Consider the following 22,029-nt stretch of genomic DNA (forward strand, 5'->3'; position numbering starts at 1 on the left):
GAGAAAATTGAAAATGGAAAATTTGCAATTTTCAATATCTACTCACTCTTCACCAATCAGAGATCCACCCGCTACGCATCAAATTATGATATACTCTTTTTGAATTTTCAAAAAGGAGGAAGCCTTTATGGAGAGGATAATAAGATCACCCAGAGGGAATCAATTAACGTGTAAATCTTGGCAGACAGAGGCTCCGATGCGCATGATAATGAATAATCTCGATCCGGAGGTTGCAAGAGATCCCGCCCATCTTATAGTTTACGGCGGAACGGGAAAGGCCGCAAGAAACTGGGAATCTTTTGATGCCATAGTGAACACGCTAAAGAGACTCAACGATGATGAAACTTTGGTCGTTCAATCCGGAAAACCTGTCGCAGTCTTCAGAACACACGTGTGGGCTCCGAGAGTTCTGATCTCGAATGCCATGTTAGTACCGAAATGGGCAGACTGGGAATATTTCAGAGAACTCGAGTCGAGAGGCCTGACGATGTTTGGACAGATGACGGCCGGCAGTTGGATATACATAGGAACGCAGGGAATTCTCCAAGGCACCTACGAGGTATTTTACGCAGTCGCCGAAAAGTACTTTGGCGGGACTCTTTCTGGGAAGATAGCGGTCACGGCAGGCCTTGGAGAGATGGGAGGAGCCCAGCCTTTGGCCGTAACCTTTAACGGTGGCGTTATGATAGCGGTAGAGGTTGACAGGCGTATGATAGAAAGAAGGCTTGAAAAGCATTATCTCGATACATGGACGGATTCTTACGAAAAGGCCATAAAGATGGCCAAAGAAGCGGCAAGGGAAGGACGGCCACTTTCAATAGGCCTTCTTGGAAATATCGCGGATATCCTTCCCAAAATGGTAAAGGATGGTTTTACACCCGATATAGTTACGGATCAAACCTCGGCCCACGATCCGCTTAACGGATATATCCCTTCGGGCATGGACGTCGAGAGTGCTGCCAAAATGAGAGAGAAGGACAGAGATGGTTATTTGAATAAAGTCTTCGATTCTATGGTAAAGCACGTTGAGGCCATCGTTGAGATGAAAAAACGCGGTGCAAAGGTCTTCGAATATGGAAATAATTTGAGGCGTATGGCATACGATCACGGTGCGAAGGATGCATTCGAGATCGTCGGATATGTGCCCGAATACATAAGGCCACTTTTTGCCCAAGGCAAAGGACCATTCAGATGGGTAGCACTTTCGGGCGATCCTCAGGACATATACAAAACAGATGAGGTTGTTTTAAAACTCTTCCCCTACGATGATCATTTGAAAAGATGGATAAAGATGGCCCACGAGAAGGTCAACTGGCAGGGATTGCCCGCGAGGATATGCTGGCTCGGTCAGGGAGAAAGGGAGGCCTTTGGGCTTGAGATAAACAAGATGGTAAGAGAGGGCAAACTCTCTCCGATCGTGATAGGGCGCGATCACCATGATACCGGTTCCGTCGCTTCCCCTTACAGGGAGACTGAGGCAATGAAGGATGGATCTGATGCGATAGCGGACTGGCCAATACTTAACGCACTTTTGAATACGTCTTCTGGCGCGACGTGGGTCTCCGTCCACCACGGTGGTGGCGTTGGAATAGGTTATTCGATACACGCCGGTTTTGTATGCGTTGCAGACGGGACAAAGTTGGAAGACGAAAAGATATCGAGAGTTTTAAACAACGATCCCGGAATCGGAGTCGTCCGTCATGCCGACGCGGGATACGAAATAGCGGTTGAAACTGCCAAGAAACACAACATAGATATGCCGATGGGAGGTTTTTGATGCATCTTAGCCTTAGAGAATACAATTTCGAGGCAAGCACAAAGTATGCCCTGCTTTCTTTGATTTTTTTCGGTCTGCTCGTGCTTTTTGCGATCTCATTTCCACCGAAGATCTTGCCCCTTTACGAATTAATGCTTTTCACATGGACGGTCTTTCTCGTTATCCTCACCTTCGACCCTCTCGCGTGGATGCCATTTGCCGTGACCCACACGCAATTTGCAAATGGGATGGCACTTGCCCTTTCGATAACTGTTGCAAGATCTGTAATTGAAGGAGGCTTTTTTGTTCCAAATGAAATTCTTCTTGTCCTCTTGGGATTGTGGTGGGCAAGCGTTCTATTTCATTTTATAACGAGCGAATCCTTTATCTTTTCCTACCTTGGCGGAATAGAAAGACAGATGGGAATGACTTTTAGGTTCACAATACCTGTCATCCTCTTTGCCGGATGGCAGGTTTTTGAGACAATAGGATCGTTTGCCTTCTTTGCGATCGTAATATCGGCCGGGATTGTCGAGATGATAATCCTTACACTACAATTTTTGGACGAAGATCACAGAATAAAGTACGATTTTTCCTATCTCAAATCGATGGGATTCAGAAGGTACACCGGAACCATCTCCAATCCAATCCCGGTCGCGAACTTTTTACTCACGATCCTTCCTTTAACCTTTGCGTTTTATCTCGATTCCCCTCTGTTTTTATTCTTTGTGATCTCTTACCTTGCCATAACATGGGGGCTTTTTCTCTCGCACGGCCGCGGATCTTACATAGCCTCCATTATAGTGTCCATTCTCGAGATCGTATACGTTATCTTCACACCAAGACCACTTTACATGATCGTAATCGCCTTAGCCGTTATCATCCTTCCCCCAATCCTTTACCTTTTTACACCCCAAGGAAAGGAGAACTGGAACAGGGTAAAGATAGTCATCGACTTTGTAAAGAGAAAGATAAAAAGGACAAATTCGAATACAGGTGGACAGGGACAGCCAGAATCCTCGGCAGTTAACAGGGCCTTTATATGGAATGAATCGAGACGTGCCTTTGTGAGAAGACCATGGCTTGGGTATGGCATCGAAAATATAGCGAGGGCAATGAGGAGCAAATTTTCAAGGAAGTCATCTGCGTATTTCATGACACAGGTTGTGGACAGATCGCACAATCATTATCTCGATCTCTTGTTGGAGGGTGGAATAACCCATCTTCTGATATACCTCGCACTTGTCGTATTTTCGATATATTCCTCGATCGTAACTGGAATGCCTTGGATAGGCATAGCGATAGTTGGATATTCTTTAGATCTCATCTTTTCCTTTCCACTTCAGCCCAATTATCTCACCCTTATGCTTATACTTTCCGTCTCGGCCGGCCTTCAATTCTCATCCTTCCATTACCTTGGGTATGTCTTTTTAGGACTTTTTATACTCTATCTTGTCAATTTGTACTTTGCCCACTCCAACAACGTCGGAATGAGATACGTCCAACTTGCCTTTTCTGCTCAAAACCTTGGAGACGCAAAGGTTGCCCTCGACGCGACGCTTTCGGCCCTTAAGGTCTCTCCTTACGAGCAAAGGTTTTTTACGGTCGCGTCAAATGTTCTTGAAGGCATATCATCTATTGGAAAATTGCAATTCGAAGATTTGCACACCTTTCGGGTATGGTTTGAGGCGTCAAAAGACTTTATTCTAAAGCATTCGGAGGCACCGGATGTGCCATTCGGAACAATGTCAATGGTTTACGCAGTCGTTTTCAGTGCCACGAAGGATGCGAATTACGCGAATGAATCGTGGAACCTTGCAAAGATTTCGCTCAAGGTCAATCCATTTTCTCTGGCGGCAAGGAGGGCGGTGGTGACGCTTTTGAATGCTCTCGGTACGCTTTACAGCGATCGGAAGATGTACGATGTGGCAAAGAAAGATTTTAAGCAATCGACTGCCATTTTGAGAAGGATAATAGATGATTTTTTGAATTCTCCTTACGCGAATTACGAACTCGAGAACAATTACTGGCAGGCTTATTTTGATATGGCAAAGAAGTCGGAAGATCAGGAAGGATTGAAAAAGTATTTCGAAATGTACAAAGAAAGGTTTAGCGGGATACTGTTCACGTACGATATTTTCACAAAAATTTCAAAGGTATTTTCGACTCCTGTTGGATGGACTTTGATAAACAGAGATGGCACGAAGTTTCTCTATCCTGTTAACACCGTCATGGGGCCTCTCGTAAAACGCGTCTGGAAGTTCTCGCATAAAACAACGGACGGAAAGGTTGAAGAGTTGTATCTGACCGTCGGAAAGGATGCAAAAGTAACTGAGATGTCTTTAAAACCATTCATCGACGAATTCATGAAATATTCAGATAAATACGGTAGATTTGCAGATTACTGGACAGATGAAGGCTTTATTGAGAATTGAGGTAGAATATGTGCGGCATATTTGGAGTTATTGGAAAAACGAACGCGAATGAACTTTTGGAGATATCGAAGATTTTAAGGCACAGAGGGCCTGACGATGAAGGTTTCTGTTCCATTCCGGATATCAAGCATTTCTCTGGCCCCGATACAGTCGGTAACCTTGATATGCCTCCGATCTCTGGAAATTTCAACGGGGCCTTTGGTTACAGAAGATTGAGTATACTCGACCTTTCTCCAAAGGGCCATCAACCGATGGAAAGAGACGGATACGTAATCGTTTTTAACGGCGAGATATACAATTTTATGTCAATAAGAAAAGAACTCGAGGAGATAGGTTACACCTTTAAGTCATCCGGAGACACGGAGGTACTTTTGACCTCATACATTCATTGGGGAGAGAGATGCGTTGATCATTTCAACGGTATGTGGGCCTTTGCGATATGGGATCCGAAAAGGAAGATCATCTTCGCTTCGAGGGACAGATTTGGAATAAAGCCATTCATTTACTTTCACGATGGAAAGTATTTCGCCTTTGCCTCCGAAGAAAAGGCACTTTTGAAATTTTCCAAAGTTCCCAAAAAGATCAACATGGACGATGCTAAAAGATATCTTGTCTGGGGAATGCAGAATTTCTTCGAGGAGTGCATGTTTGAAGGCATGAAAAGGTTACTTCCTTCCCACAATCTCATCTTCGATGTTGAAAGTGGCGAGATCAAAATCTACAAATACTGGGACGTAAATCCCAACATTCAAAAAGCCGTGTACGATGAAAAACAGGCGCAAATTTATTTCGAAAGGTTCCGTGAGATCTTCACCGATGCCGTAAAGTTAAGACTTATAAGTGATGTTAAGGTTGGCACAGCCTTGAGCGGTGGGATAGATTCGTCCTCCGTCGTGTACACGATAAATGAACTCATGAAAGGCCATAAAATTCCCTCTGTAGGAGATGTCCAGTACACATTCTCTGCGGTATACGGAAATTACAAAGCAGACGAATCGAAATGGATAGACATCGTCGCGTCCGAGACCCATGTCAAATCTTTTAAAGTGATACCGGATTGGGAAGACCTTTCGAGATCTCTTGAAGAAATCGCGTACATTCACGATGAACCATTTGATTCAACTTCTACATATGCCCAGTACCGCGTCATGAAGTTAGTTAAAGAAAGTGGAGTTACGGTAACGCTTGACGGTCAGGGTGGTGACGAGATAGCGGGAGGATATCCGCTTTACATGCCCATAATGATAGGCGAAAACTTTCCAAATAAGACCTTTTTCTCGGAAATAAAGAATTTGAAGAAGGCAAATGCCTCATTTTCGCTCTTTTTAAGAACGATTGGCACAAAATACATGAATTCACTTGCCCAAAAAAGGTATTTTGAAGGAATTTCATCTCGGATATTCAATCACAAAATAAAGTTCATTCCCTACGGTGGGAAGGCAAAATCTGAATTTTCTCACATGAATCTTAGGGCATGGGCAGATATGAGAGAAGAACTCGTAGATCTTCTCAAGACGGCAGACAGAAATTCTATGGCCTTTTCCATAGAATCGAGATTTCCATATCTTGATTACAGACTCGTCGAATTTGCCATGTCTGTACCGTCCGCTTACAAAATTCACGATGGGTGGACCAAGTACCTCTCGAGAAGAAGTTTTGAAGGCCTCATAAATGAAAAGATCTTATGGAGAAAGGATAAATTGGGCTTTCCTACGCCTCAAAAAGAATGGTTTGAGATGGGATTTGAAGATTTTGCCCTAAATTACATCGCACAGTCACGATTCATCAAAGAAATGGATATAAAGGTTGAAAAGATGCCGCACAAAATCCTATGGCGCATTGTCAATTTAGCGGCATGGGAAAAGGCCTTTCGATTTTAGAAAAGCCCCCAAAAGGGGGCTTTTTAGTAAATTGAGATCGCGTATATCTCGTGAATGTCTTTGTACTGGTAAGATATACCTATAACAGTCACTGTGCTACCGTTTTTGGGTAGGTTTCCCTTTGAAAGGTAAACCGTCGCAGGCCCCGATCCGTCATCTATCTGGAAGAGATTTCCCTTTGCATTCGAGACTGTTCCGCTTACCTGAACTAAGACTTCTGAGTACTTTGAATAATCCCCGGTCTTTATGACAGTTGGTGCGGGAGGCGTTGTGCTGCCGATAACTTTGAAGGAAGTTATGTCTACCTCTAAAGAGTTGTCGTAGGACGTAAAGGTTCCCGTGAATTGGACTATATCTCCCGGCTTTATATTTCCATGCTGGCCGTATATTCTGATCCCGTACCCATTCGAGAAAAGGTAAGCATTCGACGCGCTCACGACGGCAGAGACTATCCCTGTCGAGGTTATCGTCTGGTTAAAGTAAGACTGCACATTTGAGATCAGGTCCTTCAAAGAAGGTGAATAATTTAAATTCATGCCCTCAAGGATCGGTGTGTAATTTGCGGCAGAGTAAAAGTTCGTTGCCGCAAGCAGATAGTTGGCGTTATCCTTCACGATTATTCCCTCGGCGTATATTTCGGTCCCATCGCTTACGGGTGGAATCATTCCGAGAGAGGAAAATCTTATCGTTTTACCGTCTTTGTCGACTATATAAACGCCGTCATTTGATACCTTTACAGTTCCCCTTATCATCACCGTAAGACCATTGTAATTGGCTATCTTGTCTAAAGAGGGTTCAAAGGGAAGAGGAAGAAGGTTTTTGGAGATGACCTCTGGAAGGCTAACGGCCTCGATTTCGAGTTGACCTCTGTAGGTATCAACCGATCCGACAACGCGAACCGTGTCTCCGGGCTTGAGAACAAGTTCGGAATTTGCGACGCTTCCAAGCCATAGTTCGAGACCGGCTATCTTTCCATTGTAGGTCGAAGAAATGAAGACTGTCGGTCCGAAGACGGCCTCTACCGTTCCGACGGTCTTTACGAGTTTGTTCATGTAATTATAAGAATTCCCTGCGATCTGTGTAAGAAGCGCGATTTCGGACGAAGGCAGACGCGCGGCCATCAAAGACACGTCCCTCCAAAGTTCGTTGAACTGATTTGTAGCCTGAGAGATAAGAGAATTATTTGAAAGTATTATTCCAACCTCTCTGTTTTGCATCATCGAGGTGTAGGAGACATTCTCTGACCCTATGAAAAGATAATTGTTATCCGATACGATCATCTTGGCATGAACGTACGGAGACTTAAGAATTCCAACCTTTACACCGGCGACGGCAAGTTGGGAAAGGGCATAATTGCTCGACATCGATTTCGCGCTTGATTCGGGCTCTATGAGTTTTACGTCCACTCCTCTTTGGGCGGCATTCTCAAGGGCTGTGAAGACCTTTCCTTCCGGGACTTCCTCTTCGGCCACCAAAAGGGTGTGCTGTGCGCTGTTTATAAGCCAGACAAGATCGCTTTCGCTGTTAGGACTTAAGACAAGGTACTCTCTCGGTGCCGATCCTGCCTGTGTGTTATTCCAGTCGGCGTTGAAGACCATCAAGAGGGCCTTCACTATTTGAGGATCATGAGTTTCAACGTTTGCCTCAAAATTCTGGGCTATACCACTGTAGGTGAGGTTTGAAGTGCCAAAGATCGCGTAAGAATCATCGATTATCATGACCTTTGCGTGATCAAATGTAAATCTCGAAGGTGCCCACTGTACGTGCGCTCCCATCTTCGTAAGGGCGTTATACGCGTAATCTGCCTGAGCCTGCATGTTGTATGGATGGTGCTCAAGGATTACCTGAACGTTGACGCCACGGTTTACAGCACTTTCCAAAGCGTTAAAAATGTCATTCGCCGTTATAACGTACATCTCTATTTTTATCGATGTTTTGGCGCTTTTAATGGCATTCAAAAATGGCGTCTCTCCACTTACCGGCTCGAAAAAGATACTCGTCGTGGTTGAAGACGTACTTATCACGGGCTGTGCAAGGGCGGTAAAGGTCATAAACAACGAAATAATGATTAAAAAGACGTAAAACCTCTTCATACTTCCACCTCCATTTTAATTGACGATGGTTGTTATCCCATCGATATTTTTAAGAGATATTATCTTTTCTGTCATCTCTCTAAAAGTGTCATCATGCGTTACGACTATGACTTGATCCATTTCCCCGATAAGATCGGGCAAGGTTTCGGAAAGCGCATTTTTTCTTTCCAAATCGAGATTCACAGTTGGTTCATCGAAGATGGCAAAGCCAGATCTCGAAAAGAAGGTGGCCATGGCCATCCTCATCGCGAGGGCGAGGGCAACCTGTTCGCCGCCCGAGAGCATGCCAAAGGTTCTGTCCGATGTTAACTTTCCATTTTTGGATATCAAGTGTAGATCGTAATTTTCGTCCCAAAGTACCGTCTCAGATCTTTTGGTAAGAAGGTTGTGATTGGCCATCGCTTTGAATGATATATTTTCCCTGTAAATTGTCGACACCTGAGATCCCATCTGATCGAGAAGAGCCCTTAGGTTCTTTGCCATTTCCAACTTTACCTTTATACTTTTGATGGATGATCTCACATCTTCTAACTTCGCGCGTTTCTTCTCGATCTCGTGAGATTCATCTAATTTGTGCTTTAGATCAGATCTTAACTCTCCGAGTTCCATATTTGCCGAATTCATGTTGGATGTGATATTTTCAATTGTCTCTCGAGTCTTTTTCAATTCTTCCTCATCGTAGAGAACTTTGACCTTTGACAAATCGGAGTTGATTTGATCGATACCACTTTGGATAGATTCGATCTCCGATTTTCTTTCCTCTATTTTTGAAATGATCTCGTTGATGATCGCGGCAGACTTTTGGTTTTCAACGTAGAGATCATGCCCTTTTTTAACTTTTTTGAGCACTTCCCGATGAGAATCGTACTCTTTCATAAGAGTTTCAATCTCCAATTTTATCTTTTCTTCGTTTGAAGTTTTTTGTAAAAGCACTTCTAATTCAGATCTCAGTTCCGAGATTTTTTGATCTCTCTTTTCGATAAGGCTTCTTAGATTTTGGGATGAATTTTCAAGATCTTCAAGGGCTTTTTTTATCCTTTCTTGGTTTTGCATTTCTGAATTTATAAGAGACCTTTTTGCCGCATTTTCTTCGTATATTTTTCTAAGTTTTATCTCTATCTCCTCGAGGTGGACCTTTATCGAATTCATGATCTCCTCGTGGTATCTTTCGATCTTGTTTATTTGTTCCTCTATATCTGCCTTTTCCTTTTGAAATTGTAAAAGTTCTGATTGTGAATTTTCGATCTGTGGGTTGAAGAACCTGTCCGGATCTCCATTTATGTTAAGACATCTTTCTTTGAGGTAGGGGCATATTCCATTTCCGAGAGTTTCTTTTGCGCTTTTCAGATCCTTTATCTTTGAATTCGTGATGGCTATTTTGTCTCTTATCTCACTTAGACGATCTTCCAATTCTTTAACGTCTAAATTCAAAGATGTGTTCATTTCCTCTTTGAATTTTTTCTTTTCTAATTCAAGGTCCTTTAGGACCCTTTCTTGTTCTTCCAATTGAATCGTTAATTCCCTTACCCGATCTTGAGATGACTTTAATTGATCGATGTAGATCTGGCGATTCCAATCATTCTCTTTCAATCTATCTTTGTCCGAAGCAATTGAGACAGAAAACTTTTCGATCTCTAACCTTTTGTCAGAAATTTCTTTATTTACCTTCTGAATCTCATCGAGGGCATTTCTCATGCGTGAAATCTTTTCATTCTCTTCTTGGACCTTAAGGTATATCTCTTCGTAAAGGACATAATCATTTCTGTAAAGGATGAGAACCTGTCCGGCATTTTCTGACTCTGATTTTGACTTATTCAAATTCACAAGTTCGTGATTTAACCCTTCAAGTTTGCTTTCCAATATCTTTCTTTGAGATATCATAGAGTTCATTCTATCTTTAAGTTCGATCTGATCTGATAAGAATTTTTGAAGTTTCTCTATTTGATATTTCCACGCAGAGATTTCATTTTCTTTAGACTTTATTTCTCCCTCAAGCGATCTTATCTCATCTGGCAGAGATGCCCTTTCATTTATCTCCGATTCCAAATTACTGGCGATATTGTTGAGATTATTCAAATTCGACTCAAGTGTGTCGGAGTATTTTTTGACATGACTCGAAGAGATCTTTTTGTATATCTCGGTATCAAAGAGTGCATTGAAGAAATTTTTCCTTTCGCTTTCTCTGCCGGCAAATATATCCGTCATTTGATTCTGATAAGATGTTATGACATTTTTGTATATTTTCTCGGGATCTGTCTCTATCCTGAAGAGTTGTTTCATCTTCTCGATAACCTTTGCATTTCCATCTACCGTTAATCCGGTGTCGTCTGAAATTTTAACCCTTGACTGTGATGACGAGATCTCCTTTGTGATGGTGAAATGTATTCCATCCGATACGAAATCAACCTTTATCAATGCCGTATTTTTAGAATCTTCATTCGTTATGAATTGGGAAAGTTTTTTTTCGTTGGTTATTCCAAAAAAAGCAAGTCCTATGGCCTCCAAAATACTTGATTTTCCCGAACCATTTGGACCTATTATCAAATTAAGACCTTCTGAAAAAGAGATGGAAGAATCGAGATGACTTTTGAAATTTTGAAGTTTCACCGACCTTATTATCATGTCATTTCACCAAATCTTCAAAAAGTTTATCTAAGATCTCAAATGCATCAGAATCATTTGCGCTTTTTAGCATGTCTATCGCTTGGGTAACCGATCTTGAATGGGAGCCGAAGTTTTTGTCCTTCGAGATGATGGAATTTTCTATCTCTTGAATACTCATAGGGCTTTCATTGTCGATCTGGTTATTTTCTATCTGTCTTAAATTTATCGTACAATTAAGAGCACCACTTTTCTCCACGAAGGATTCGTACTCCGAAAGATCGCTATTCAATGGAACTCCAAATGGTATTTCTATGTTTATAAGATACATGGCACCCTTCTCCACGGCAGATTCGGAAAAGAGACGCATGAAATTTTCTTCAAGGTTTGAATCTTGGGTTAACCTCAAATGCTTCTCTATTTTTTTTCTCCTGTAAGATTCGAAAAATTCCACGCTTTCTCTCTGGGTATCGTAAACAAAGAAGCCCTTTTGATCAGATTCTCGTATGTCCCAGTATTCAGGTGATCCAGGAATAAAGATGGAAGATTTGCCTATCTTCTGGATGGATTTTGAATGAAGATGGCCTCCCGCTATGTAGGAAAATTTTCCATCTATACATTCGAAATCTTTTGAACTTACGAAGCCCGGCATCTTTAGATCTCCTATTCCTGTATGGATTAGCATGATATTTCTGTGGTCATCGTCAAGTTCGGAGAGTGCCTTTATGTACTCTGGAAAGTTTATCCCTTGGTACCCAACCCCGTAAAATCTCGTGTCTTCGATTTCGAAATAGCCTCCTTTTTTCCCATCCCATGGATCAAAAAAGACCTCTCCGTTTCTAACGGAAGGTCTCAAAAGCACGATGTAAGATTTGTTTTTTAAATATTCAAGCCAGGAGACATTTTCAAAATCGAAAATCCTGTCGTGATTTCCCTCTATTGCGATAGTCCTTATCCCCGCATCCTTAATACTTTTGAAGATCTCTTCGGCTTTTTCAAGTGTGTCGGGAGATAAATCTTTTTTGTCAAAAATATCGCCCGAGATCATTAACACGTCAACATTTTTTGATATCGCGAAATCTGCTATGTATTTGAATGCTTTGAAAAAATCCTGATACCTTTCTTTAAAATAATCCGAATAAATCGATCCCGAAACCTTTCTGCCAAGATGAAGATCGGAACAATGTAGAATTCTCAAAATCTCGCCCCCTCTTAGCCGAATATTATACAACAAATTCTTAGAAATAAAAAAAGCCCGATTAAATCGGGCTTTTCGATTTTTGGCGTCAGTAAGAATCAAGCAAGTCTAACGTTCGATGCCTGTTTACCTTTGGAGCCTTCAGTGATGTCAAAGACAACACTCTGGTTTTCCTTCAGGTTCTTGTAACCGTCCATCTGAATTGCCGAGTAATGAACGAAAATATCATTCCCGTCTTCCATCGTTATGAAACCGTAGCCTTTCTTGGCATCGAACCACTTAACAGTACCTTTCATTTTGTTACCTCCTTAAAAATTATGGCTCCTTCGAACCACACAAATCTATTGTATCATTTAATGAAATTAAAATCAATAGGTTAAATTAATTTCAATTAAACTTCCGGCTTGATGAATTTGAATTTTGTTTGATATAGAACAAATTCATCCAAATTGAAGTCTAATCAATGAATTAACTTACCTCCATCCCCTTTCTTTGCTTTACGAATTCTCTCCCTTACAACAAAGGATCCTCAGGATCCTTTGTTGTTTTATAAACAAGAAATTATGCCAGATGGCCTGTCGGAGTGTTTCATTGAAAAACTTAGTATAATTACAGAGGGTGAGAATATGAATTGCAAAAGATCTTTGTTTATCGTACTTTTGTTTGGAATTGCCATGGGATTTCTTGAATCTATCGTTGTCGTTTATTTAAGACAGATTTATTATTCCCATGGGTTTAGAATGCATCTTGTCATCCCATTGAATATGATTCACATAGAGATGTTCAGAGAGATTATGACGATAATAATGATTTGGGCAGTCTCAATGCTTGCGGGAGAGAATAAATTCAGAAGACTTTATTATTTCATCTATCTTTTCGGAATATGGGACATATTTTACTACGTCGGCCTCAAATTATTTTTGAACTGGCCTCCCTCAATCTTAACGTGGGACATATTGTTTCTCGTCCCGACAGAGTGGTTCGGACCGGTGCTCGCACCTCTTATCGTTTCTTCGACTTTCGTTATCTATGGTCTTGTCATGATCTTAAAAAAAGTGGATCTCGATCTCGTCCAGATATTGACGGGATTAGGCGGTGGAATAATAATCTTTCTGTCTTTTGTAACTGTTGATGCAAACAAATTGAGTTATAACTGGTACATCTTTTCTGTCGGAGAGGGATTGCTTTTGTTCTCGATGATGGAAATATTCTTTAAAAAAATTAGAAATATCGAGAGAAAAGATGAGAATTATGTCTAATTAGTCACAATATCCAAAAATCGTTAATAAACGGCCGAAAATAATTTTGTTCGGCTTTTTTTATTTTTTATAATTGTGGTATAGTGTGAATGTAAATGTTTTCATTATCGTATTTTAAGGGGAAATTATGGTAAGTATTAAGGATGTTGCAAAAATAGCGGGCGTTTCAATTGCGACGGTTTCAAGAGTTTTTAACTCTCCTCAACTTGTTAGTCCCCGAACAAGGGCAATGGTTTATTCAGTTGCCCAGAAGTTGAATTACATTCCAAATTATTCCGCAAAGACTTTAAGAAAATCGATAGTAGGATCTATAATAGTCCTTATTCCAGATGTTTCAAACCTTTTCTTCATAGATGTTGTACATGGAGTCCAAGATTACGCCGAATCGAGAGATTACAACGTCCTTATGGGTAGGTTTAACATCTCGATCTTCAACGTTGAAAAGTATTTCCAACTCGTTAAATCTAAAGCGGCAGATGGAATCGTACTTGCTACAGGTCATGATAGAGTCTATCCAAAGATATCAGATGCACAGAATGTAAATATCGTAACAATAGAAGAACCATATATGGATAACCCGTACGTTTACATAGATAACTTCAAGGCTATAAAACAGGTCATAGATTATCTTCTGTCAAAAGGACACAGAAGATTTGGATTTATAGGGTTCAAAAGTGAAAGATCAAGATTTACCGCTTTCAAAAAGATCATAAAAGAAAATGGCATAGAGTACGATGAAGGCCTTGTAAGACTCGGAGAGGAAACTGCCGAAGATATGCCAGAAAGCGCCAGAATATACATAAAAAATCTCGTCGAGAAGAAAAAGATTCCAGATGCGATAGTCTGCGCGTCAGACGTTTTGGCCGCCGGAGCGATAAAATGGCTTATAAAATCGGGATTGAGAGTGCCAGAAGATGTGTCTGTTACGGGATTCGATGGTATTGATATCGTTAATCTTGTAACCCCAAGCATAACTACGGTGGATCAACCGCGCCACAGGATGGGTATGGAGGCTGCAAAGATCTTGATAAACAAAATAGAGGGGAAAGATTTCGACGAGAAGGTAAGATTGCCTACAAGATTGATAATAGGAGAATCTGCTTAAAACGCCATATGGCGAATAAGGATAAAGGAGGGGTTTTTGTGAAGCGTAGCGTGTTTTTAGCAATCGCATTGATGATTGCCCTTGTGATTTCTTCTTTTGCGACCGTTACCATAGTTATGACGGCGGGTGCGGTAGGGGCAGAACTTCAAGTTCTTCAAACGCAGATCAAAGAGTTCATGCAGCAAAATCCTGACATCAAAGTCGTCTTGATGCCGATGCCAAATTCAACAACGGACAGATATAACTTGGACGTAACTTATCTAAGTGCTCAGATGCCAGAGCCTGACATTCTCTTCCTCGACACGATCGATCCACCTGCTTTTGCAGACTTTCTTGTAAATCTCAAACCGTATTTCACCGATCAGGAACTTTCACAATTCTTCCAAGGGGCCATAAACAACGATACCTACAACGGAAGACTTGTTGCAATACCTTGGTTTGTCGATGCCGGTATACTCTACTACAGATCTGATCTGCTTCAGAAGTACGGATTCCAGCCACCAACAACATGGGATCAACTTATTCAGGAAGCCCAGTATATATCCCAAAGAGAACATATCCAAGGCTTTGTCTGGCAGGGTGCTGCCTATGAAGGTTTAACGTGCGATTTCATGGAATACGTCCACTCTTACGGTGGCAATATCCTTGACGAAAATGGAAAGGTTGTCTCTGACAGTCCACAGGTAAAGGCCGCTTTGCAGACCATGTACGATATGATCTACAAGTACAAGATATCTCCAGTCGGAGTTACAACTTATCAGGAAGAGGATGCGCGTCACATCTTCCAAAATGGTGATGCAGTATTTATGAGAAACTGGCCATATTGCTGGCCGTTGCTCCAGGCCACAGATTCGGCGGTAAGGGGTAAGGTTGGAGTAGAGGTTCTCCCAGAGGGTACAGGTTTCCCCGGCGTTCATCATTCTGCAACTCTCGGTGGATGGGAACTTGCCATCAACAAATACAGCGAACATATTCCAGAGGCTGTCAAGTTGATAAAGTTCCTGACCTCTCCACAGCAGGAAGCGTATAAGGCTATAAATGCAGGTCAGGCTCCTTCAGTGCTTTCTGTTTACAACGATCCTGCGGTCATTAAAGCAGTTCCGCTCTTCAAATCTCTCTACGATGTTTTCGTGAATGCAGAACCGAGACCGAAATCTCCGATATACGCGCAGATCTCTCAAGTTATCTACGACAACGTTAACGCTGCCCTGACAAATCAGGAAACTGTCGATCAGGCAGTGGCAAAGATGACATCCCAGTTGAAACAATTGCTTGGTCAATAATTATACACCGTGCGGGGTTTCCCGCACGGCTTTTATTGAAAGGAGAGTTCAATGTCTAAAACAAAGAATGATCCCCTTCACAAAAGTGATCCGTATTATGCTCTGATCTTTATAATCCCAACATTAGCGGTTATAGCCTTTGTAGCCTTTTGGCCTCTGGCCCAAACTTTTTACAACAGCCTTTATAAATCCGCTTTGATGTTTCCCCAAAATAAGATCTTTGTTGGTCTTTCCAATTACGGAGCGTTATGGCAGGATCCAAGATTTGTAAATGATCTTTGGAATACGATAAGATTTACCGCATGGTCTGTTGGAATAGAAACAGTTCTTGGTGTACTTGTCGCTTTGATGCTTAACAAAAAATTCAAATTAAGAGGCCTTGTCAGGGCAGCCGTTCTTGTCCCTTGGGCAATTCCAACGGTTGTGTCCTCAGAGATGTGGAGATGGATGTACAACGATAATTACGGAGTTATAAATTCCATACTCATGTCTTTGCACGTAATAAAACAGCCGATAGTCTTTCTTGCCTTTCCTTCGACTGCTATGCCGGCAATAATAAGCGTTGATGTATGGAAAACGACTCCGTTCATGGTTTTACTCATTCTTGCCGGGTTACAGTTGATACCCGAAGAACTTTATGAAGCGGCTCGAATAGACGGGGCAAACGCATGGCAAAGATTTTGGTCTGTAACCTTTCCCATGATAAGACCCACGATAGGAATTGCCCTTATCTTCAGAAGTCTTGATGCAATGCGTGTTTTCGATATTGTCTTCATAATGACGAAGGGAGCAGCAAATACTGAAACACTTTCCGTCTACAACCAGTGGACTCTCTTTACGAGAGGATTTATCCAGCCTTACTTTGGATACGGAAGTGCCATGTCAGTTATGATATTTTTGATCATAGGCATTCTTGCAATTTTCTACGTTAAGATGATGAAAATACGTCTCGATTGAAGGTGCCGATCATGAAACACAAGAATTTGAGAAAGATATTTTTTTACATAGGAGTTGTGATTGTACTTGTGTATTTTCTTTTTCCGTTTTACTGGGCCGTCGTTTCTTCAATAAGACCACCGGCAGAACTTTTTTCTTCACATCCATCTTTGATACCTTTTCATTTTGATTTCGAAAGTTATGTTCAGGTCTTTACCGAAAGACCATTTGCTTTGAATATATTGAATAGCACGATCGTTGCAGGATCTGCGACTTTGCTCTGCCTTGTAATAGGATCTGTAGCGGCGTACGCGATAGCGCGGCTAAAATTTGCAGGCAAGGTTGGAGTCATGATCCTCGTACTCATGGTAAGCATGTTTCCACAGGTATCTATTTTAGGTGCACTCTTTCAGATTTTGAGATCGTTTAAACTCATAAACACCTATCCGGGTCTTATAATTCCTTACATAGCGCTTACACTTCCTTTGACCATATGGACGTTGCAGAACTTCTTTAGAGACATGCCACACGAACTTGAAGAGGCTGCCTATATAGATGGAAGCGGGAAATTTGGCACCTTTTGGAGAATTATCCTTCCGCTTGCCGTGCCTGGTCTTGTTGCAACGGGGCTTTTGACCTTTATATTCTCATGGAATGAATTTTTATTTGCTCTGACCTTTGAACAGATTCCAAGTATGTACACAGTCCCAGTCGCGATATCGATGTTCACAGGCTACTACGTCGTCCCATGGGGTCAGATAATGGCCGCATCTGTAATAGTTACGGCCCCTCTCGTTATACTTGTGTTGATCTTCCAAAATAGAATAATAGCGGGAATGACTGCGGGAGCGGTGAAGGGTTAACGGATTGCCGAAAGGCGATCCGTTTTTACAACTTCGCCTTAGGCGCTTTTTTCTAACTTTATTCTGTAAACGTAATAAAAAGCCACAAGTCTTGCAAGGAAGGTTATAAAGAAGATGATCCTGTAATCGTTGAATGTTAATCCAAGAAATTTAAAATTCACTTCTGCAAGGAATATTACGAAAATACCAGAGATTATGTTTCCAACGAAAGAGGCAAGATTTACCAGACTTGAATAAATCGAGAGTGCCTCTGTTCTTCCGAATGTTGGAGCAACGTTTAGCAATGTGTTAAAGGACATCAAACCAAGGCCCGCGTTTGCCACTATCCCTATGATTATCTGGAATGGTAACATGTAAAATAACGAAGGAAGTGCTAAAGACCATCCTAACATCAAAAAGGCTCGCAAAAAAGCGACCAATTTAAGCATTTTGAAAGATCCATATTTGTCGCCAAGGCGTCCCCATATGGGCTGGGCAAAGGCCGCGGCAAGACTTGAGACTATTGTGATAAGCCCAAGTATTGCATAACTGTAATGGAAATCGTCTATCATCATGACGGTCGGGTATGGACCGGAAATAGTTCCCGTAAATGTCAAGAGAATGTAGGCAATGAGAAATTTCCTGTAATCTCCTTTCATTTTCAAAACTTCGATCAAGACGTGAGGATTTAGCATATTACCAGATGGAGATGGGTCTTCATCCTGAATTTTCAGCGCGTAAACATCAAGCGCTCCAAAGATCGAACCTATCGCAAACATGGTGAAGAATGCCCAAAAGCCTCCTCCAAGTGCATCGAGTATGTAACCGGCTATCAGAGTGGCGGGTACAGAAATGAGTCCAGTTATTAGGTTTCTCAACCCAAAGTATCTTCCACGCACTCTTTGATCTACGAGTTCGGTCATCCATGACTGCCAAGCAGGACCTGCCGAAGATGTTACTATTTGAAAGAAAAAGAATATGAATAGAGCGATCCACACCTTTACGCCGCTATTTATAAGTGCTGCGAGAGCGAGTGTGAGAAATATTGGTCTTGCAAGCAAGGCCATGATTAATATGAATCTCTTTTTACTTTTGAAGGTTCTTGCCATTATCAAAGAGAATGGCTGCAGCACACTTGCAAGCGGAATAAGCGCTCCGTATATTGACATTACAAATGGTGTTGCACCTAACCAGAGAAAGAACCCTACAAGGTACGAATTTCCACCAAATCCTCCGGTAAATGATCCCCAGACTGTGGCCAAACTTCCTTCAATTATGGAAATCTTCCTTGCATGTGCCTTTTGATCTTCAGTCAACATTCAAAAAAGAGGGCCTCCTTGCTTTTTATTATAAACCTAAATCCCGCCTACAAGACATAGGTTAAGAAAATAAGTGGATATTTTGTCTGTGGTAAAAAGAGAGGTTTGGAACATGTTCGGATGATTTAAATACATCAAATTTCTATTTCCGAATGTTAACTTTGTAATATTAAGTATAAATGCTTGACATGAATGTCGATTTGATTTATAATTTATAACGCTTTTACACACATCAAGATTGGAAGGGGGTTTTTGGGTGAAGAAATTTTTGTTGGTAACTTTGATGGGGATAGTCGTGGCGGGTCTTGTCTTTGCTGGCGGAACGGCTAATTATGCCATGCTTTCGGACGTAACAAGTCTCAACATCTGGTCCATGTTAGGGCCCAATGCAACAGCGTGGAATTTCTATGCAACGATGGGAAAGTACGGAAGTTTGTATGGAATGTCGGATCTAACCTATCAGGTAGTACCTTCCTTGGCCGATGGCTTCTGGACACCGCTTGAGAAGGTAACAGAAGATGGAACGACAATGTATGTTACAACCGTAAAATTGCTAAAGGGTGTTACATGGTCAGATGGAACGCCTTTCACCGCTGATGATGTCGTTTTCTCTTACGAGGTACCGTTTAAGTTGCAGATGCCCGGAAACTGGATGTCAAATCTTCCTCCCGATCTTTTCATCAAGGTCGTCAAGGTGGATGACTACACGGTTAAATTCTACATAACGCATCCGAGCGGTAATTTCATTTATTCCATTTTGATGAGCGCAATAGTCCAGAAGAAGTTCTGGGAGCCTGTCTATGAAGAAGCGCTCAAGCAAAAGGATCCTGCCCAGTACATGATGTCTTACGACAAGGATCTCTTAAGTGAGCCATCGATAGGTGCGTTCACAGTCTCCCAATGGCAAAAAGGCGCGTATTTGCTTGACAAAGCCGTTCCAAATTATACCTTTAAGGGCCAGCAGGAGATAGAATACGCCAATGGTGCCGTCAGATACGTTATCCCATCTCTCAATCAGGATAACACGTATTATGGAACTGCCCAAGGTACCGTTAACAACACATTTGTGACGGGACCGTATGTTGATTCCATAATCTACAGAATATATCAAAACCAGACGGCAGCAGTCTCCGCTTTGATGAAAGGAGAGGTCGATTACATACTCAATCCGAACGGACTTCAAAAAGGATTCGTCCAGCAACTCCAGACCAATCCGAATATAAAGATCGTTGAAAACCCATCTTTAGGTTTCCAGTACATAGCCTTCAACTTGAGAAGGTATCCGATGAACAACAAAGCATTTAGGGTTGCCATTGCATACTTAATAGACAGAGATCTTCTCGCAAACAAAATCCTCGGTGGAAATACCAACCCACTCTCATCTCTTGTGCCTCCAGGTAACAAATTCTGGTACAATCCGAACCTGAAGGCATACGGTGATGGAATGACAACGATTCAAAGATATCAGGCTGCGATAAAAACACTCAAAGATGCCGGATTCTCATGGCTTATCGAGCCGAAGATAGAGAATGGTCAACTCGTCCAGCGTGGTCAGGGCCTTATGGGTCCGGATGGCAAACTCATAAAGCAGATCACGATGATGGCCCCGTCTGCCGGATACGATCCTATAAGATCTACGGCGGCTTTGTGGGTAGAGAAATGGGCCAACGATATAGGCATACCGCTTTATGCCGATCTTACGAGTTTCAACAACATAGTCGATGCGGTCTTCAATCAGAATTTCAACTTCGATATGTACATTCTTGGTTGGGGTATAACGATATATCCGAGTTATATCTACGAATTCTTCTCATCAGATCAAAATGTACCGGGTGGATTCAATTCACCGGGATACACCAATCCTGACTTTGAAAAGGTTGCAAAAGCCTTCTTGGATTCAACAGACATGAATGTTGCGCGCGAATACGCCTTTAAGGCCGAAGAATATCTCAATGAAGATGTTCCATACATCGTTCTCTTTGCGCCAAATGTCATAGAAGGCTATAGGGCTGACAGGATTTCTTTTGCCTACACTAAATGTCTCGATGGAATTCAATCCGGTTACTCTGGCTACGGTGAAACCATCTACGTTAAGGTCATTCAATAACGACTGATATAAGGCCGGGTCTTAGGCCCGGCCTTCATTTTTTGTGGGAAGGTGAGATGATGCTGAAGTACATAGGAAACAGGATCTTGCAGATAGCCATTTTGCTCGTGATTTACGTGGCTATTGTTTTTTTCTTGCTTCACGCTATGCCCGGCGGAATAAAGACCTTGCTTATTTCGAATCCAAAACTCACGCCTCAGGCCCAGGAAGCCATAATAAGGGCTTTCGGTCTTGATCAACCTCTCTGGCTTCAGTTTGTTGATTACATGAAAAACGTATTCACTTTAAACCTGGGGATCTCTTTTTCTTATTATCCGACCCCGGTGTGGAATATTATCGCAGAGAGATTGCCAAGGACCGTTTTGCTCTTTACGGTGGCTACACTGATAGCCTTTTTTGTGGGTTTTGCCTCGGGAAAATCTCTTGCGTGGAACCGCGGAAAGACGACAGAATACGTTTCAACCATTGTTGGAATAATAACTTACACGATCTTTACCCCTCTTTTGATATTCGTCATGATATGGTTCTTTGGTTCTTTTTTGGGTATCTTCCCTCTCAACCAGTTCCTTAATCCGGATCTGTGGATTCATACCCACCTGAACGCGCAGGTCATCTTTTTGTACATACTTTTGACTATGCTGATAATAGGGATAGTGATGCTTGTTTCGTATCTTATGGCTTTGAGATTTTCCCACAGGATTAGGACACGCAGGCTGATCTTTTATCTCTCGACGATCATAGCCGTTGTATTTTCTCTCTTTTTCTGGTGGATAAGCCCCGTAGGAATATATGCGGCCGATATTCTCTGGCACATGGTTCTTCCGGTCATGACGGTAACTATAATCTCTTACGCCGGAAATATGCTTGTCATGAGAGATTCGATGCTTGAGACTATAAAGGAAGATTTCATAACAACGGCGCGTGCTAAAGGCTTGCCAGACAAAGTTGTGCGTGACAAACACGCGGCAAGGACCGCAATGCTTCCGGTTGTTACAAATTTCGTTCTATCACTTGGCTTTGTGGTCAGCGGTGGCGTCATAACGGAAAGTCTCTTTTCCTGGCCGGGAATGGGCATGACCTTGCTCGATTCGACACTTGCCAAGGACTATCCGCTTGCGGCCGGAGCGCTTATCTTTACCGGTATATTCGTGCTCTTTGCGCATTTGGCCATAGACATAATATATGCTTTCCTTGATCCGAGAATAAGGTATTGAG

The 22,029-nt window shown here is 42.0% G+C and carries 15 protein-coding genes; 10 read left to right on the top strand and 5 right to left on the bottom strand.

Annotated features, from left to right (window positions below):
• Window positions 1-127: 127 nt before the first annotated feature.
• From hutU to asnB, 3 genes are read left to right on the top strand one after another with little or no spacing between them, the layout of a single operon-like run.
• Window positions 128-1,777, top strand: coding sequence for a urocanate hydratase (gene hutU / locus ATHSA_RS04545; RefSeq protein WP_161847959.1), 1,650 nt, complete (start codon window positions 128-130; stop codon window positions 1,775-1,777).
• A complete protein-coding gene (locus ATHSA_RS04550; RefSeq protein WP_161847960.1) occupies window positions 1,777-4,191 on the top strand; it encodes an O-antigen ligase family protein in 2,415 nt (804 codons plus the stop codon). Before hutU ends, ATHSA_RS04550 begins: the two co-directional genes overlap by 1 nt.
• Window positions 4,192-4,199: 8 nt before the next feature.
• On the top strand, window positions 4,200-6,071 hold the full coding sequence (gene asnB / locus ATHSA_RS04555; protein ID WP_161847961.1) for an asparagine synthase (glutamine-hydrolyzing): 1,872 nt from the start codon (window positions 4,200-4,202) through the stop codon (window positions 6,069-6,071).
• A 23-nt stretch (window positions 6,072-6,094) separates the two neighbouring features.
• Here the strand turns inward: asnB and ATHSA_RS04560 are convergent, their stop codons facing one another.
• The 4 genes from ATHSA_RS04560 to ATHSA_RS04575 form a co-directional block, all read right to left on the bottom strand.
• Window positions 6,095-8,164 carry a phospholipase D-like domain-containing protein gene (locus ATHSA_RS04560; RefSeq protein ID WP_161847962.1) on the bottom strand — a complete coding sequence of 690 codons (2,070 nt, stop codon included), beginning with the start codon at window positions 8,162-8,164 and terminating at the stop codon, window positions 6,095-6,097.
• 15 nt (window positions 8,165-8,179) lie between these two features.
• Complete coding sequence (locus ATHSA_RS04565) at window positions 8,180-10,786, bottom strand: AAA family ATPase (RefSeq protein WP_161847963.1); 2,607 nt, start codon at window positions 10,784-10,786, stop codon at window positions 8,180-8,182.
• Window position 10,787: 1 nt separating this feature from the next.
• Complete coding sequence (locus ATHSA_RS04570; RefSeq protein ID WP_161847964.1) at window positions 10,788-11,963, bottom strand: metallophosphoesterase family protein; 1,176 nt, start codon at window positions 11,961-11,963, stop codon at window positions 10,788-10,790.
• A gap of 98 nt (window positions 11,964-12,061) precedes the next feature.
• The gene (locus ATHSA_RS04575) at window positions 12,062-12,259 is read right to left on the bottom strand and encodes a cold-shock protein (protein WP_161847965.1); all 198 of its coding nucleotides are present in this window, start codon (window positions 12,257-12,259) and stop codon (window positions 12,062-12,064) included.
• A gap of 330 nt (window positions 12,260-12,589) precedes the next feature.
• On the opposite strand from ATHSA_RS04575, the gene ATHSA_RS04580 reads away from it, so the two are divergent.
• The 5 genes from ATHSA_RS04580 (at window position 12,590) to ATHSA_RS04600 (ending at window position 17,409) form a co-directional block, all read left to right on the top strand.
• On the top strand, window positions 12,590-13,222 hold the full coding sequence (locus ATHSA_RS04580) for a hypothetical protein (protein WP_161847966.1): 633 nt from the start codon (window positions 12,590-12,592) through the stop codon (window positions 13,220-13,222).
• Window positions 13,223-13,349: 127 nt separating this feature from the next.
• Entirely contained in the window at window positions 13,350-14,327 is a 978-nt protein-coding gene (locus ATHSA_RS04585) for a LacI family DNA-binding transcriptional regulator (protein ID WP_161847967.1), read from the top strand.
• 38 nt (window positions 14,328-14,365) lie between these two features.
• Window positions 14,366-15,610: an ABC transporter substrate-binding protein gene (locus tag ATHSA_RS04590; RefSeq protein ID WP_197739236.1), complete on the top strand. Its 1,245-nt coding sequence runs from the start codon at window positions 14,366-14,368 to the stop codon at window positions 15,608-15,610.
• 51 nt (window positions 15,611-15,661) lie between these two features.
• Entirely contained in the window at window positions 15,662-16,567 is a 906-nt protein-coding gene (locus ATHSA_RS04595) for a carbohydrate ABC transporter permease (RefSeq protein ID WP_161847968.1), read from the top strand.
• A gap of 11 nt (window positions 16,568-16,578) precedes the next feature.
• The gene (locus ATHSA_RS04600; RefSeq protein ID WP_161847969.1) at window positions 16,579-17,409 is read left to right on the top strand and encodes a carbohydrate ABC transporter permease; all 831 of its coding nucleotides are present in this window, start codon (window positions 16,579-16,581) and stop codon (window positions 17,407-17,409) included.
• 38 nt (window positions 17,410-17,447) lie between these two features.
• On the opposite strand, the gene ATHSA_RS04605 is transcribed toward ATHSA_RS04600, so the two are convergent.
• The gene (locus ATHSA_RS04605; protein WP_161847970.1) at window positions 17,448-18,707 is read right to left on the bottom strand and encodes an MFS transporter; all 1,260 of its coding nucleotides are present in this window, start codon (window positions 18,705-18,707) and stop codon (window positions 17,448-17,450) included.
• 256 nt (window positions 18,708-18,963) lie between these two features.
• Here ATHSA_RS04605 and ATHSA_RS04610 point away from each other — a divergent pair, with 256 nt between their 5' ends.
• Both ATHSA_RS04610 and ATHSA_RS04615 read left to right on the top strand, forming a co-directional pair.
• A complete protein-coding gene (locus ATHSA_RS04610) occupies window positions 18,964-20,814 on the top strand; it encodes an ABC transporter substrate-binding protein (protein WP_161847971.1) in 1,851 nt (616 codons plus the stop codon).
• Between the two features lie 59 nt (window positions 20,815-20,873).
• Window positions 20,874-22,028, top strand: coding sequence for an ABC transporter permease (locus ATHSA_RS04615; RefSeq protein WP_161847972.1), 1,155 nt, complete (start codon window positions 20,874-20,876; stop codon window positions 22,026-22,028).
• Window position 22,029 lies beyond the last annotated feature (1 nt).

The sequence above is a fragment of the Athalassotoga saccharophila genome, from assembly GCF_009936215.1.
GTDB classification, from domain to species: domain Bacteria; phylum Thermotogota; class Thermotogae; order Mesoaciditogales; family Mesoaciditogaceae; genus Athalassotoga; species Athalassotoga saccharophila.